This is a genomic window from Devosia lacusdianchii, from assembly GCF_022429625.1.
Taxonomy (GTDB): Bacteria; Pseudomonadota; Alphaproteobacteria; order Rhizobiales; family Devosiaceae; genus Devosia; species Devosia lacusdianchii.
This window is the reverse complement of the sequence record NZ_CP092483.1, coordinates 3,195,988-3,210,199: the sequence shown is the minus strand read 5'-3', so window position 1 is coordinate 3,210,199 and position 14,212 is coordinate 3,195,988. Positions and strand designations below refer to the sequence as shown.

At 62.5% G+C, this 14,212-nt stretch carries 16 protein-coding genes; 15 read left to right on the top strand and 1 reads right to left on the bottom strand.

Features of this window, described 5'->3' with window-relative positions; translation table 11 throughout:
• The first annotated feature begins 44 nt into the window (after positions 1-44).
• The 11 genes from MF606_RS15870 to MF606_RS15820 all read left to right on the top strand — a co-directional run bounded on the left by MF606_RS15870 (position 45) and on the right by MF606_RS15820 (position 9,143).
• Complete coding sequence (locus tag MF606_RS15870; protein ID WP_240230318.1) at positions 45-482, top strand: hypothetical protein; 438 nt, start codon at positions 45-47, stop codon at positions 480-482.
• A 72-nt stretch (positions 483-554) separates the two neighbouring features.
• Positions 555-1,052, top strand: coding sequence for a hypothetical protein (locus tag MF606_RS15865; protein WP_240230317.1), 498 nt, complete (start codon positions 555-557; stop codon positions 1,050-1,052).
• An 86-nt stretch (positions 1,053-1,138) separates the two neighbouring features.
• Positions 1,139-1,771: a LysE family translocator gene (locus tag MF606_RS15860; RefSeq protein WP_240230316.1), complete on the top strand. Its 633-nt coding sequence runs from the start codon at positions 1,139-1,141 to the stop codon at positions 1,769-1,771.
• A gap of 21 nt (positions 1,772-1,792) precedes the next feature.
• Positions 1,793-3,202, top strand: a complete 1,410-nt coding sequence (gene lpdA, locus MF606_RS15855) for a dihydrolipoyl dehydrogenase (RefSeq protein ID WP_240230315.1) — start codon at positions 1,793-1,795, stop codon at positions 3,200-3,202.
• 404 nt (positions 3,203-3,606) lie between these two features.
• Positions 3,607-4,587: a TRAP transporter substrate-binding protein gene (locus MF606_RS15850; protein WP_240230314.1), complete on the top strand. Its 981-nt coding sequence runs from the start codon at positions 3,607-3,609 to the stop codon at positions 4,585-4,587.
• Positions 4,588-4,643: 56 nt separating this feature from the next.
• A complete protein-coding gene (locus tag MF606_RS15845; RefSeq protein ID WP_240230313.1) occupies positions 4,644-5,171 on the top strand; it encodes a TRAP transporter small permease in 528 nt (175 codons plus the stop codon).
• Between the two features lie 2 nt (positions 5,172-5,173).
• Positions 5,174-6,457, top strand: coding sequence for a TRAP transporter large permease (locus MF606_RS15840; RefSeq protein WP_240230312.1), 1,284 nt, complete (start codon positions 5,174-5,176; stop codon positions 6,455-6,457).
• Between the two features lie 2 nt (positions 6,458-6,459).
• Positions 6,460-7,203, top strand: a complete 744-nt coding sequence (locus tag MF606_RS15835; protein WP_240230311.1) for a FadR/GntR family transcriptional regulator — start codon at positions 6,460-6,462, stop codon at positions 7,201-7,203.
• Between the two features lie 8 nt (positions 7,204-7,211).
• A complete protein-coding gene (gene kduI, locus MF606_RS15830; protein ID WP_240230310.1) occupies positions 7,212-8,042 on the top strand; it encodes a 5-dehydro-4-deoxy-D-glucuronate isomerase in 831 nt (276 codons plus the stop codon).
• Positions 8,043-8,080: 38 nt separating this feature from the next.
• Entirely contained in the window at positions 8,081-8,803 is a 723-nt protein-coding gene (gene kduD / locus MF606_RS15825; protein WP_240233867.1) for a 2-dehydro-3-deoxy-D-gluconate 5-dehydrogenase KduD, read from the top strand.
• A 4-nt stretch (positions 8,804-8,807) separates the two neighbouring features.
• Positions 8,808-9,143 (top strand): cupin domain-containing protein, encoded by a 336-nt coding sequence (locus MF606_RS15820; RefSeq protein WP_240230309.1) that lies wholly within the window; start codon positions 8,808-8,810, stop codon positions 9,141-9,143.
• 127 nt (positions 9,144-9,270) lie between these two features.
• On the opposite strand, the gene MF606_RS15815 is transcribed toward MF606_RS15820, so the two are convergent.
• Positions 9,271-9,891: a hypothetical protein gene (locus MF606_RS15815; RefSeq protein WP_240230308.1), complete on the bottom strand. Its 621-nt coding sequence runs from the start codon at positions 9,889-9,891 to the stop codon at positions 9,271-9,273.
• A gap of 73 nt (positions 9,892-9,964) precedes the next feature.
• Between MF606_RS15815 and MF606_RS15810 the strand changes: the two genes are divergently transcribed.
• The 4 genes from MF606_RS15810 to MF606_RS15795 all read left to right on the top strand — a co-directional run bounded on the left by MF606_RS15810 (position 9,965) and on the right by MF606_RS15795 (position 14,200).
• Positions 9,965-10,579 carry a trimeric intracellular cation channel family protein gene (locus tag MF606_RS15810; protein ID WP_240230307.1) on the top strand — a complete coding sequence of 205 codons (615 nt, stop codon included), beginning with the start codon at positions 9,965-9,967 and terminating at the stop codon, positions 10,577-10,579.
• A complete protein-coding gene (locus MF606_RS15805; protein ID WP_240230306.1) occupies positions 10,576-10,923 on the top strand; it encodes a DUF4326 domain-containing protein in 348 nt (115 codons plus the stop codon). The genes MF606_RS15810 and MF606_RS15805 overlap by 4 nt, the downstream gene beginning before the upstream one ends.
• 62 nt (positions 10,924-10,985) lie before the next feature.
• Positions 10,986-12,197: a mannonate dehydratase gene (gene uxuA / locus MF606_RS15800; RefSeq protein ID WP_240230305.1), complete on the top strand. Its 1,212-nt coding sequence runs from the start codon at positions 10,986-10,988 to the stop codon at positions 12,195-12,197.
• Positions 12,198-12,298: 101 nt separating this feature from the next.
• Complete coding sequence (locus tag MF606_RS15795; RefSeq protein ID WP_240230304.1) at positions 12,299-14,200, top strand: ATP-binding protein; 1,902 nt, start codon at positions 12,299-12,301, stop codon at positions 14,198-14,200.
• Positions 14,201-14,212 lie beyond the last annotated feature (12 nt).

Here is a 14,212-nt window from a genome sequence, read left to right as displayed (position 1 = left end):
CGCTATGAAGACGCACGTGCCGCATACTTTGTCTGGAGCGCCTGTTGAAGAGACTTTTCGTTATCGCCATGCTGTTCGCCGCGCCTGCAATAGCGCAGGAGGCCGGCGACGCCGAACTGATCGGCGAACTGATGGCGTTTCACGGGTCCAAGGCGATCGTTTCGGCGATGACGACGCATTGCTATGAAACGACCGGTCTCGACGCGGCCTATCAGACGGCAAATGACAACTGGTATCTGCGCAATGTCGGTTTTCTCGATCTGGCAAACCGGGTGGCGGCGCGGCTCGGTGGGGGAACGGCGCTGGAGATCGCCGCAGCCGAGACCTATGGCGGCACCCAGATCATGAGCGCGTACAATCAGGCCGAAGACAAAAACACATTCTGCCGGGCGTTTCTGGAGCAGGTCGATGGCGGGGCGCTCGATATCGACAAGCAATTGCCGGATGCGCTGGAAAAGGCGCAGGCCATAGCGGCGCAATAGGCTACCCCTGCCTGCGGGTTGGCCGCCACAGCGACAGCGCTATAATCGGTCCCTCGGACAGTGGGGCATCGGATGATCCGCGTTTTGACTGTAATGATGGCGGCGCTGCTGCCCGTAGCAACATCGGGCGCCGAATGCACGCTTGAGAATGCCCGCTACAATCAGCCGGACAGCGGCTGGACATTGCAGTTCAATCCGGTGCCGGTGGATAGCGCACCCAACCAGATCGCGGCGTTCGAACTGGATATGCCGGCGTCGCGACTGACGCTGGTTGGTGGCATATTCGTGCCCAATGGTTTTGGCAGCCCGCTCTATCGGGTGGACGGACCCTGCTCACAGAGCAGCGGGGAAACCTGCGGGTTCGTCGCGGACGACGCGGTTGCGGTCTATGCCAATGGCAGCGATGGCATGGCCATGCTTGATGTGGCCGAGGGGCGGGCGGGGCCGGCGCCGCAACAGATCCTGCTGCCCAAGCTTGCCGCCGGTATGTGGTATTCGATGTATCGGGAAACCGAGTTCGCGGATCAACTCAACCCGACCGACGTGTTCACGCTGGTCGGCTGCGACTGAGGGGATTGACCGTTTCGGAACGGCAGAAAGTTCGGTAAACAGAGATTCCCCGCCGGTCGGCGCGTGGCTCTGTGAGTAGCGGTGCGATGGATTTTCCCTGGCTTGAATTTGCCGGCCTGATGCTGGCCTTCGGCATCAATGCGGTTATTCCCGGCGCTGACTTCGCCATGGTGCTGCGCCAGTCCATTGCCCATGACCGGCGCGCGGCCCTGTTCACCTCGGCCGGCATTGCGACCTCCATTCTCGTCCACGGCAGCTACACTCTGCTTGGCGTCGGGGTGATCGTGGGGCAGTCGCTGCTGGTGTTCAACATCCTCAAGTGGGTCGGCGCGGCATATCTGGTGTGGCTGGCGATTTCGGCGCTGCGGAGCCCGCCACCAAAGCCACCCGAGGAGGTCGATCTGGCGGCAGCAAGGCGCGGCGATTTTGCTGCCTTCGCGCTGGGTTTCCTGACCAACCTGCTCAATCCCAAGGCAGTGCTGTTCTTCCTGGCGCTGTTCACCAGCCTGGTTTCCGCCCATACCGGCGGCGACATCAAAGTGTTCTATGTGGCGTGCATGAGCCTCATGCTTTTTGCCTGGTTCGCTTTGGTCTCGATCTTCTTTACGACACCATCCGTCCGGCAAGGGTTTTTCCGGTTCGGCCGGTGGTTTAATCGTGTCACCGGCATTACATTCATCTTGCTGGCGGTGCGTGTGGCACTCGCTCAGCAGCACTAAACAGGTTTCGGGGCTCCTATCATGGCAGACGTTTTCGACCTCACCATCATCGGCTCGGGTCCGGGCGGCTATGTCGCTGCGATCCGCGCGGCACAGCTGGGGATGAAAGTTGCAGTGGTGGAGAAGTGGGCGACCCTAGGCGGCACCTGCCTCAATATCGGCTGCATCCCGTCCAAGGCCCTGCTGCATGCGAGCGAGCTGTTCGAGGAAGCCGGGCATGGCTTCAAGGCGCTGGGCATCGACATCCCGGCGCCGGTGCTGAACCTGCCCCAGATGATGAACCACAAGACCGAGACGGTGGCCGCCAATGTCGGCGGCGTGGATTATCTGTTCAAGAAGAACAAGATCACCACCCTGCGCGGCATCGGTACGATCGTGGCGCCGGGCAAAGTGTTGATCACGCCGCAGACGGGCGCGGCATCGGAAATCGAAACCAAGAATATCGTCATCGCCACCGGATCGGTTTCGGCCGGCCTGCCGGGCATCGAGATCGACGAGAAGCGGATCGTCTCCTCCACGGGCGCGCTGAACCTGGACAAGGTGCCGGGTAAGCTCCTGGTGATCGGTGCGGGGGTGATTGGGCTCGAGCTCGGTTCGGTCTGGGCGCGGCTCGGCAGCCAGGTGACCGTGGTCGAATATCTTGATCGCATCCTGCCGGGCATGGACAGCGAAGTGGCGCGCCAGTTCCAGCGCATGATGCAAAAGCAGGGCATGGAGTTCAAGCTGTCGAGCAAGGTCGCCGGCATCGACAAGCAGGATGACGGTTCGCTCAAGGTGCGGGTAGAGCCGGCCAAGGGCGGCGATATGGAAATTCTCGACGCCGACGTGGCTTTGGTGGCCATCGGGCGCAAGCCGTTCACCGAAGGGCTGGGGCTCGACATCGTTGGCGTGGCGCTGGATGAGCGCGGCCGCGTGCGCGTCGACGGGCATTACAAGACCTCGGTCGACGGCATCTATGCCATTGGCGACGTGATCGCCGGGCCGATGCTGGCGCACAAGGCCGAGGACGAGGGCATTGCAGTGGCCGAAATCCTCAGCGGTCAGGCGGGGCATGTGAACTACGCGGCCATTCCAGCCGTGGTCTACACCAATCCGGAAATCGCCTCGGTCGGCAAGACCGAGGACGAGCTCAAGGCCGAAGGCACCGAATACAAGATCGGTAAATTCCCCTTCACCGCCAATGGCCGCGCCAAGGCGATGCTGGCAACGCAGGGGTTCGTGAAGATCCTCGCCGATGTGGAAACCGATCGCGTGCTGGGCGCCCACATCGTGGGCAAGAATGCCGGCGAGATGATCCACGAACTGGTGGTGCTGATGGAGTTCTCGGGTTCGTCCGAAGATCTGGCGCGGTCGACGCATGCGCATCCGACACTGTCGGAAGCGGTGCGCGAGGCGGCTTTGTCGCTGGGCGACGGCGCGATCCATATCTGAGGGAACTGGCTGCTTGATTGTCGTGGGCTCCGGCGCAGGCCGGGGCCCTTTTTGTTTGACGCGAAATGTTGGGCGGTGGGTGGGAGGGATATGGCCCCTTCCACGGATCGTCACCCTCGGGCTTGACCCGAGGGCTCTACAGTTACCGGGCGCTCCGCAGTGTAACACCCTCGGGTCAAGCCAGAGGGTGACGATCGGGGTGAAAGTCATCATACAACATACGGCCAATTGTATGTTGACTTGTCTTTGACGCTTCCATACCAGTTTCAACATCAAGACCGCGATACGTCCAGAGGAGGGCGGCGGCTTGGAGGCGCGGGTGGGAGTCTGCGTCGGGTCGGGTTGCCGGATCGGACTGGCCGCAGGGCGGGCGAACCGGGACCACCACAAACCGGGAGGATACCATGTTTCAACTGCCTAAACTGGCAGCGACGGCGCTTGTCGCGTCGGCCCTGATGCTCTCGACGGCCAGCGCCCAGACGGTGCTGCGCTCATCCGATACCCATCCGGATGGGTACCCGACCGTCGAGGCGGTCAAGGCGTTCGGCGAGCTGTTAAGCGAAAAGACCGATGGCCGCTACTCGGTGGAAGTGTTCCACTCGGCCCAGCTCGGCGAGGAGAAGGACACGATCGAACAGACGCAGTTCGGCGTGCTCGATCTCAATCGCATCTCGATCGGTGCGTTCGGAACGCAGGTTCCGGAAGCCACGGTGACGCAATTGCCGTACATCTTCCGGTCGGCCGACCACTTCCACAACGTGCTTGATGGTCCGATCGGGGAGGAAATCCTGGCGGCCTTCGATGCCGTGGATGTGGTGGCGCTGGCCTTCTACGATGGCGGCGCGCGGTCGTTCTACAACAGCCAGAAGCCCATCACCTCACCAGCCGACATGGCCGGCATGAAGATGCGCGTCATGCAGTCGGACATCTTCGTGGACATGGTTGCAGCCTTTGGCGGCAATGCCACGCCGATGCCCTATGGCGAAGTTTATTCGGGTATCCAGACCGGCGTCATCGACGGCGCAGAGAACAACTATCCGAGCTACGACACCGCCGGTCATGCCGAGGTCGCCAAGTACTATTCGCTCGACGAACACCTGATGGTGCCCGAGGTGCTGGTCATTTCCAAGATCGTCTGGGACGGGCTGACGCCCGAAGACCAGGAGCTGTTCCGCGAAGCCGCCAAGGAATCGGTGGTCAAGCAGCGCGAGCTGTGGGCCGCCAAGGAAGTGGAGTCCAAGGCCGCGGTGGAAGCGCTGGGCGCCGAGATCAATACGGTCGACAAGCAGCCCTTCATCGACGCGATGAAGCCGGTTTACGAGAAGTACGTGACCGATCCCAAACTGCAGGATCTGGTGGCGCGCATTCAGGCAACTGAGGGCTGATTAGCCAGAGGGCTGGCGCCTCGGCGCTGGCCCTTCGATCACCGTGAGGTTTACTTATGAAAACCTGGCTTCTGCCGATCAGCCGCGTGTTGGGAAAGCTGTCGAACGGCGTGCTCTGGCTGGCCGGGATTGGTCTGGTGGCGATGACGGCGGTCGTCGCCTATCAGGTGTTTATGCGCTTCGTGATCAACAGTTCACCGGCCTGGACCGAGGCGGGCTCAATCATGATCATGACGTGGGTCATTTTCCTCGGGGCCGCCGTGGGTGTGCGCGAGAACTTCCATATGGGGTTCGACGTGCTGCTCTATGTGTTGCCGCCATCAGCCAAGCCGTGGCTACGGGCTATCAGCGATATCTGCATCTTCGCGTTCGCCTTTGGCATGGTGTTCTACGGCGGCGAGCTGGTCATACGCTATTGGTCGACGCGCATTCCGGTGCTCGGGCTGCCGACCTCCTTCACCTATTTCCCCATCGTGATTTCGGGCGCGCTGATGGGCTTGTTCGCGGCCGAGCGCTTCCTGCTGCGCCTCGTCGGTGAACCGGTCGACGATGTCGCGAGCGACCCAACGATCACCGAGGCCTGAGTATGGAATACTGGATTCTCTTCGGCGTCTTCACGGTGCTGATGATCATTGGCACACCGATCGCCTATTGCCTGGGCATAGCCAGCTTCGCCACCATCGTCTATCTCGGGCGCCCGGCTATCGTGGTGTTCCAGCAGCTCAATTCCGGCGTTTCGGCGTTTTCGCTGCTGGCCATTCCCTTCTTCATCTTTGCCGGCGACCTGATGATGCGCGGCGGCATCGCGGCGCGGATCATCTCGTTTGCTGGCGCGATCATCGGGCATGTGCGGGGCGGGCTGGGGCAGGTCAACATCGCCGCATCGACGCTGTTTGGCGGTATTTCCGGCTCGGCGGTGGCGGAAGCTGCGGCGGTGGGCGGCATCATGATCCCGCAGATGAAGGCGCGGGGCTATGGCGCGGACTATGCGGTCAACGTGACGTCGATGGCGGCGCTGATCGCACTGCTGCTGCCGCCCAGCCACAACATGATCATCTATTCGCTCTCGGGCGGCGGCAATATCTCCATCGCCGACCTGTTCACGGCCGGCATCATTCCGGGCCTGTTGCTGGCGGCGGTGCTGAGCGTCACGGCCTATCTCGTGGCTGTGAAGCGCGGCTATCCGACCGAGCCGTTCCCGGGGCTGCGCAAGGCGGGTCATTTCTTCCTCGTGTCCATCCCTGGCCTGATGTTAATCGTCATCATCTTTGGCGGCGTGCGCTCGGGCATTTTCACGGCGACGGAAAGCTCGTGCATCGCGGTGCTCTATGCGCTGCTCGTGACGCTGCTGGTCTATCGGTCGCTCAACTGGAGCGAGTTCGTGCACTCGGTGCTGGGCGCGGTACGAACCACGGCGATGGTGCTGTTCATTATCGGGGCAGCGGCGTCGTTCGCCTGGCTGATGGCCTATCTCAAGGTGGCGACGATCCTCACGGCGGGGATGGCAACGATCTCGTCCGATCCGCTGCTGGTGCTGCTGATGATCAACGTCGTCCTGCTGCTGCTCGGCACCTTCATGGATATGGGGCCCCTGATCATCATCACCACGCCGATCTTCCTGCCGATGGTGAAGGCGTTTGGCGTGGACCCCGTGCATTTCGGGGTGATCATGATCCTCAACCTAGGCATCGGTCTCAATACGCCGCCGCTGGGGCCCGTGCAGTTTGTCGCTGCGGCGGTGGGCAAGATTTCGGTGATGGAGGCGATGAAGAGCATCTGGCCGTTCTACCTGGCCGGAATCGTCGTACTGGGACTGGTGACCTATATTCCGGCGCTGTCTCTGTGGTTGCCGGCTTTGTTCAGGGGGTAGCCATGAGCCTGGGTGATATCGATGCATCGGCCGCACGCCGGCCCAAGCTTGCCGACCTGGTGATCGGCACCTTGCGCAAGCGGATCAGTGCTGGCGAGTATGGCTCGAGCGGCAAGCTGCCGACCGAAAACCAGATGACCACGATTTTCGGGGTCAGCCGGACGGTGGTGCGCGAAGCCATCGCGGCGCTGGCCGCCGACGGGTTGGTGCAATCGCGGCAGGGGGCGGGGGTATTCGTGGTTGCGAACCCGGCGACGCCGTTCACCGCGATCGGGGCGGATAAGTCCAACAAGATATCGGTGGCGATCAATGTGCTCGAAGTGCGCATGGGCATCGAAATCGAGTCCGCCGGGCTCGCGGCTGTGCGGCGCAGTGCCAGCCAGGAGGCGGCGATCCAGGAAGCCTGGAACGAGTTCAATCGCCTGCTGAAGCTAGGCATCCCAACAGGCAAGACCGATTTCGCCTTTCACCGGGCGATCGCAGCGGCGACCAATAACCCCTTCTATATCGAAGTGCTGGACGGACTGGGCAGCCGGACCATTCCCTGCGACGTGGCCTCGCCCTGGGGCACCGAGAGCGTGCTTTCACACGCCTACCAGGCTGGGCTCCAGCAAGAGCATCTGCAAATCCTGCGCGCCATTTCGGCGCAGGATGCCGACGCGGCGCGGGAGGCCATGCGGCAACATCTGTCGCTGAGCCAGTCGCGCTATCGCGAGCGGCTGCGCAACGAGACCTCGACCACATAGGACCAATAATGAGCACCGAATTCGACATCCGCTTCGCCATCGATCCGGTCAGCGCCGGGACGATGAATACCGAAGAACTGCGCGAGCACTTCCTGATCGAGGATCTGTTCGTGCCCGGCGGCATCAACTGGACCTATACCCATTATGACCGCATGGCAGTCGGCGGCGCGGTGCCCAGCAAAGGAACACTTGCGCTCGAGCCGATCAAGCCGACGGGAACGGCGGGGTTTCTGGACCGGCGCGAACTGATCGCGGCCAATATCGGCGAGGCCGGTACGATCATTGTCGATGGCACAGAGCATGCCGTCGGCGCGCGGGACATGCTTTACGTTGGCATGGGCGCCAAGGACGTGCGGTTCGCTGGCGCGGGCGCCAAGTTCTACCTCTTGAGCGCGCCGGCCCATGTGAGCCATCCGACGACGCTGATCCGTCAGAGCGACGCCAAGCGGCTGGATCTGGGCAGCCAGGAAACGGCGAACGAGCGGAGCATCTTCCAGTTCGTCAATGCCGATAGCGTCAAGACCTGCCAGTTGGTGGTGGGGCTGACCAGCTTCGCGCCCGGCTCGGTGTGGAACACCATGCCCGCGCATGTGCATGACCGGCGTATGGAGGCCTATCTTTATTTCGACCTCAAGCCCGATGCCTTCGTGGTGCATCTGATGGGCGAGCCGGAGGAAACGCGGCACCTGATCGTGCGCAATGAAGAAGCGGTGCTGTCACCACCCTGGTCGATCCATGCGGGTGCCGGGACGGGCGCCTATACGTTCATCTGGGCGATGGCGGGCGATAATGTCGACTACACCGATGCCGAAAAGATCGCGATGGAGGACCTCAAGTGATCGATCTGTCGGCGTTCAGCCTGGCGGGCAGCACTGTGATGGTCACCGGCGCCAATACCGGCATCGGGCAGGGCATTGCGCTTAGTGTCGGGCGGGCAGGGGCCAGGGTGATCGGCGTCGGTCGTTCGGCCATGGACGAGACGGCGGCGCTGTTGCAGGGCGTCGGTGCCGAGTTCGTCGAAATGCGTGCGGACCTCGGTTCGACCGCGGCCGCGCAGACAATGTTCGAGGCGGCGTGGGTTGAACATGGGCCGATCGACGGCCTGGTCAACAATGCCGGCATCATCAAGCGGGTCGACGCGGTGGATTTTACCGAGGCGGATTGGGACGCGGTGATGGATATCAACCTCAAGACCATGTTCTTCCTGTGCCAGTCGCTGGGCAAGAGAGCGATTGCGGCGGGGCGGGGCGCCCGGATCGTCAACATATCGTCGATGCTGAGCTTTCAGGGTGGGGTGCGGGTCGCGAGCTACACGGCGTCAAAGAGCGGCGTGCTGGGAATTACCCGCTTGCTGGCCAATGAGTGGGCGGCCAAGGGCATCAATGTCAATTCGATCGCGCCGGGCTATATCGAGACCAACAATACCGAGGCGCTGCGCGCCGATCCGGACCGGTCGGCATCGATCCTGGGGCGCATTCCGGCGGGGCGCTGGGGCGTGCCATCTGACATTGGTGACGCGGCGGTGTTCCTGCTGTCGCGGGCCGCGAACTACATGCATGGCGCCGTCATCCCGGTGGATGGCGGCTGGCTGGCGAGGTGATGACATGAGTGATCAGAAGCTATTTGCGCATGCAGACGAGGGCGAAGCAACGGTGCTGGCGCCGGGCAATACGCGGCGGGTGCTAATCCACACCCCTGAGCTGATGCAGGTTGAGTTCTGTTTCGAGCAGGGTGCGGTGGGCGCGCTGCACAGCCATCCACATGTGCAGGTGAGCTATGTTGCCGAGGGGCGGTTCGAGGTGACCATCGATGGGGTGACGCAGGTGGTCGGCACGGGCGGCAGCTTCATCGTGCCATCCGGGCTGGTGCACGGCGTGGTGGCCTTGGAAAAGGGCCGGCTGGTGGATGTTTTTACGCCGATGCGGGCTGACTTTTTGTGAGGGGACACCCCCACCTAACCTCCCCCTGACAGAGGGAGGAATCCGGCCGGTGGTTGGGTGAGGTGGTGCCTCAAACTCGATAGATCCCTCACCCTTTTCAGGGGAGGTTAGGTGGGGGTATTCTTGCCTACCCAATCTCCGCCAGCATCGCCGCATAAGCCGTATCGTGTCGTCCTGCCCAGTTCGCCTTCCCCGGTTCGGTTAGGCGGCCGCGCCGGGGCGGGATGAAGCTGTAGATGCCGCGCTTCGGTTCCTCCCGCCATTGCAGGTTGAACGCGGCCAGCTTTGGAAAGAATTCCATATCCGAATAGGGCAGGTGGTCATGCACCCACCAGGCCATGGCCTCCCAGTCGCCGGTGCGCTCGTAATAGGGGACGAAGCGGTTGACGACCACGCAGGCGGTAGCACCCATTCGACCGGCGGCGTCGCGGCGGTCCCAGATGTGGCCGGCATAATTGGTCTCATTGCGACCGCAATTGAGCTTGTTGACGTTGCCGAAGTGGTTGACCTCGGGCGAGCGGTAGGCCGAGCGGATGGAGATCTTGCCGAAGCGGGCCTGGAGCGGCTCCAGCAGCGTTTCGCACAGCACCTTGCCGACGGCGATCGCCAGGTCGGGGTCATCAGGGATGTTCTGGAAGCCGTTGATGATGGCGATTTCGGAATAGAGGAAGTCGCGCAGGAAGAAGTTCTCGGAGAGCCTGACGCGGCCGAGATCTTCAAGGGCTTTGACGGATTTGGGTTGGCGCATTCTTGCCTCCACTGGACGCGGCAATCTCTTCAGATAACGTCAGCGCCACAACCCGGTTTCGACAGGACATGCCATGCTTGAGGTCATCTTCTACATCGCCCTTACGGCCGAAGCGATGACGGCAGCGTTGGCGGCGGGGCGGCGCAAGATGGACTGGTTCGGCGTGTGCCTTCTCGCCTGCGTGACCGCCCTCGGTGGCGGGACGATCCGCGATGTGTTTCTCGGGCACTACCCGCTGTTCTGGGTCAAGAACCCCTATGTGCTGCTGCTGGTGTGCGGCGCGGCGCTGTTCACCATTGCCATCGCCCGCGTGGTGGATCGCCTGCGCTGGCCATTCCTGTTGCTCGATGGGTTGGGGCTGGTGGTGTTCACGATTATCGGCTGCAACATTGCCATGGAAATCGGCGCCCATCCGCTGATCGTGCTGGTGGCGGGAATGGTGACCGGCATTTTCGGCGGCATCCTGCGCGATGTGCTGTGTAACGACGTGCCGCTGGTGTTCAGCGGGGAGCTCTATGCCACGGTCTCGATCGTCACCGGAGTGATCTACTATTTCGGGTTGATGGCGAATATCGTGCCGGAAGTGGTGATCCTGGTGGCCATCGCGGTCGGGTTTCCGCTGCGCGTCCTCGCCATCGTCAAGAAGTGGGAGATGCCGAAATTCGTCTATGATAAGGATTTGCGATGAAACCGGTGCGCATCGTGTTGTCCCGACGGGCGGGGTTTGACTTGCAGGCGATCTCGCAGGCCATCAACGGGCTGTCGGCGCAGTCGGTGGCGCGGCCGGGCCCTTGGGGTAATCCGTTCACGATCGACGATGTCGCCGAGGAACTGGGCGTCGGCAAGGATGCGGCGCAGGCTGAGGCGGTGGCCCGTTACGGCCGGTGGATCAGAGGTGAACTCGAAGGTCCCAAGCCGGCTCCCAATCGCGATAAAATACGCGCGGAGCTGGCGGGGAAGAATCTGGCCTGCTGGTGTCGGGAAGGCTCGCCCTGCCACGTTGACGCATTGCTTGGGCTGGCGAACGAATAGGGCTTTCCGACAGCCCGATGGTGTGGCAAGCACTACCATACTAGATTTGCGGAGTGCCTGATTTGCGACAGACCTGGCGGTGGTTCGGCCCCAAGGACCAATGCAGCATCGACGATATCACCCAGGTGGGTGCGGTGGGCGTGGTGACGGCCCTGCATCACGTGGCCAATGGCCTGGTCTGGACGCCCGAGGAGATCGCCAAGCGGCAGACGGAGGTCGCCACCCGCAAGGATGGCACGGCGTCGGGATTGACCTGGGACGTGGTCGAAAGCCTGCCGGTCAGCGAGGATATCAAGAAGCAGAAGAATGCCTGGCGCGAGCATGTCGCCAATTACAAGGTGTCGCTGCGCCATCTGGCGGAAGCCGGGATCGAGGTGATCTGCTACAATTTCATGCCGGTGCTGGATTGGACCCGCACCGACCTGCGCTACACGGTGGCCAATGGCGCATCATGCATGCGGTTCGACATCAACGATTTTGCCGCGTTCGACATCCATGTGCTGGAGCGGCAGGGCGCAGCGGCCGACTATACCAATGCCATTGCCGATGAGGCGGAGCGCCGGTTCACGAACCTGGACGATGCCGGCCGCAAGCAATTGGCACGCAATGTGACCATGGGCCTGCCGGGCTCCACCGAATCCATGTCGCTGGACGATGTGCGGGCCCATCTGGCCGAATATGACGGGATCAGTCGGGATCGATTGCGGGCGAACTTCGTCGATTTCCTCGACGAGGTGGTGCCGGTTGCCGAGGACCTGGGGCTGCGGCTGTGCTGCCACCCGGACGATCCGCCGTTCTCGCTTCTGGGCCTGCCGCGCGTGATGTCGACCGAAGCCGACTACACCTACATACTCGACGCCGTGGACAGCCCCGCCAATGGCATGACGCTCTGCTCGGGCTCGCTGGGTGCGCGCCCCGACAATGACCTGCCCGGTATGATGGAGCGACTGGGCGAAAAGGTGCACTTCCTGCATCTGCGCAACGTCAAGCGCGACAATGACGATGTGATCGGCTCGTTCTATGAGGCCGAGCATCTGGGTGGGGATACCGACATGGTGGCGCTGATCGCTGCCATCGTGCGCGAAGAGAACCGGCGCAAGGCGGCGGGGCGCAAGGATCATACGATCCCGATGCGGCCCGATCACGGGCAGGACATTCTCGACGACCTCGGCCGCCGGTCGCAGCCAGGCTACCCGACGATCGGCCGGATGAAGGGCCTGGCGGAGCTGCGCGGGGTCATGGCTGTCTTCGAGCACGCAAAACTGGGTCTTTGAGCGGGATATTGTTGCCTTAGGTCAAGCTGGAGCCGGGCAATTTACGACTTCTCAAAGGGTTGAGGCCAATCTCGCGTGACTGTGTAACGCGAGGCGGCGCCGTGAGCGTATTGACGGCTTTCCAAGGCCTGATGAATTGGTTCGTCCCTGAACATATGGCCAATGACCTGCACACGCGGAAGCGCGTGCAGATGTTCATTGTCAGTCATCTGTTCGGACCGATCATCGCGACGCCAATCCCGGTCTTCCTGTGGTTCGCCGACCCGGCGCCATGGCCGCATGTCGCCATTCTGGCCCTGTCGATCTATGGCTTCTGGCCGTTCCTGGCGCTGGTGAAGGCGTTTCCGCGCGCCTATACCCCGCTGGCCATGCTGAGCGTGCTCAACCTGACCTTTGCCATCCTGTGGGGCACCTACAATTACGGCGGCACCAGCTCGCCCTTCCTGCTCTGGTTCGTGCTGACGCCGCTGCTCGCCTTCATGTATCTCGGCTCGACCTGGACGGCGCGCGTCTTCGTGTTCGCCCAGATCACGCTGGGCATAGCCGCCCTTTACGGCTTCTATCTCTATGGCGATTTTCCCGAGCACATTCCTGTCAGCGAGATGGTGGTGGCCGGGGTGCTCTCGGCGCTGGGCGCCAACATCTATGTGTTCATGATGGCGGCCTATTACTCGAGCGTGGTTGATAGCCAGTCGGAACTGATCAAGGAAATCGACCGGCACCAGGGTACGCTCAAGGCGCTGACCAACGCCAAGGACGATGCGGAACGCGCCAACGGCGCCAAGTCCGAATTCCTGGCCAAGATGAGCCATGAATTGCGCACGCCGCTCAATGCGGTGCTGGGCTACTCGGAAATCCTGCTGGAAGACGCCGAACTTGACGGGCGGGGCGAGCAGATCGCCGACCTGCAGAAGATCAGCGCCGCGGGCAAGCACCTACTGGCCATGGTCAACGACATCCTCGACATCTCCAAGATCGAGGCCGGTAAGATGGCGCTGCATGTCGAGAGCGTCGATCTCGATCGGCTGGTCGACGAGGTGGAGGCCACGGCGCGGCCGCTGGCGGCCAAGAACACCAATAGCTTCGTCGTAGAGCGTGGGCCCAACCTGGGCACGATGCGTGCCGACGCGACCAAGCTGCGCCAGGCGATCTTCAACCTGCTGTCGAATGCCGCCAAGTTCACGCAGAATGGGCAGATCACGCTTTCCGCCAAGCGCAACGGGCCATGGGTGGAAATTGCCGTGGCTGATACCGGCATCGGCATTTCCCGCGAGCAGCAGCAGGCGCTATTCTCCAACTTTACCCAGGCCAATTCAAAGATCGCGGCCGTCTATGGCGGCACGGGCTTGGGGCTTTCGTTAAGCCAGAATCTCTGCCGTCTCATGGGCGGCCAGATCGAAATCGAGAGCGAGCTGGGCAAGGGGTCGCGCTTCACCATTCGGCTGCCAGCGCAGGCTGAGCGGACCGAGCGGGAGCCTGTTATTGCCCATGCGGCCGCGACCTCCGCGCGGGCGCGCAACGACGACGATCTCCTGGCCGATAGCGAGGCCGATGCGGGCGAGCGCAGGACGGGTTATGCCGGGATGAGTGGGCATTTACCCAACCACGAGAAGCGCGAACGCCTGCTCGTGGTGGATGACGATCGGGATTTCCTGGAACTGGCCGAGCGCCTGTTCCTCAAGGAGGACTACACGCCGATCTGCACGGACGCGCCGCAATCGGCGCTGCAGATCGCGCGGACGGTCAAGCCATCGGCGATCTTCCTTGATATCCTGATGCCGGGTTTCGATGGCTGGGACGTGCTGGCGGCGCTGAAGGCCGATCCCGTGACGGCCGATATCCCGGTGTTCATGATCTCGATCCTGTCGGAGCGCGCCAAGGCGCTGGCTGCCGGTGCGGACGGCATCGTGATGAAGCCGCTCGATGCCAGCAAGGTCAAGGCGGCGCTGGCCGGGCTCAGGGCAACGCGCGGGCAGGGCCGCGCCAAAGCAGCAAACGCGTAAGGAGGGCTGGAC

Bases quoted from the DNA above. Each gene is read 5' to 3' on its own strand.
- MF606_RS15845 (WP_240230313.1), top strand. From the start codon at position 4,644: ATGAAAACCTGGCTTCTGCCGATCAGCCGCGTGTTGGGAAAGCTGTCG.
- MF606_RS15865 (WP_240230317.1), top strand. From the start codon at position 555: ATGATCCGCGTTTTGACTGTAATGATGGCGGCGCTGCTGCCCGTAGCA.
- MF606_RS15850 (WP_240230314.1), top strand. From the start codon at position 3,607: ATGTTTCAACTGCCTAAACTGGCAGCGACGGCGCTTGTCGCGTCGGCC.
- kduI (WP_240230310.1), top strand. From the start codon at position 7,212: ATGAGCACCGAATTCGACATCCGCTTCGCCATCGATCCGGTCAGCGCC.
- MF606_RS15860 (WP_240230316.1), top strand. From the start codon at position 1,139: ATGGATTTTCCCTGGCTTGAATTTGCCGGCCTGATGCTGGCCTTCGGC.
- MF606_RS15835 (WP_240230311.1), top strand. From the start codon at position 6,460: ATGAGCCTGGGTGATATCGATGCATCGGCCGCACGCCGGCCCAAGCTT.
- kduD (WP_240233867.1), top strand. From the start codon at position 8,081: ATGGTCACCGGCGCCAATACCGGCATCGGGCAGGGCATTGCGCTTAGT.
- MF606_RS15805 (WP_240230306.1), top strand. From the start codon at position 10,576: ATGAAACCGGTGCGCATCGTGTTGTCCCGACGGGCGGGGTTTGACTTG.
- MF606_RS15810 (WP_240230307.1), top strand. From the start codon at position 9,965: ATGCTTGAGGTCATCTTCTACATCGCCCTTACGGCCGAAGCGATGACG.
- MF606_RS15820 (WP_240230309.1), top strand. From the start codon at position 8,808: ATGAGTGATCAGAAGCTATTTGCGCATGCAGACGAGGGCGAAGCAACG.
- MF606_RS15840 (WP_240230312.1), top strand. From the start codon at position 5,174: ATGGAATACTGGATTCTCTTCGGCGTCTTCACGGTGCTGATGATCATT.
- lpdA (WP_240230315.1), top strand. From the start codon at position 1,793: ATGGCAGACGTTTTCGACCTCACCATCATCGGCTCGGGTCCGGGCGGC.
- MF606_RS15815 (WP_240230308.1), bottom strand. From the start codon at position 9,891: ATGCGCCAACCCAAATCCGTCAAAGCCCTTGAAGATCTCGGCCGCGTC.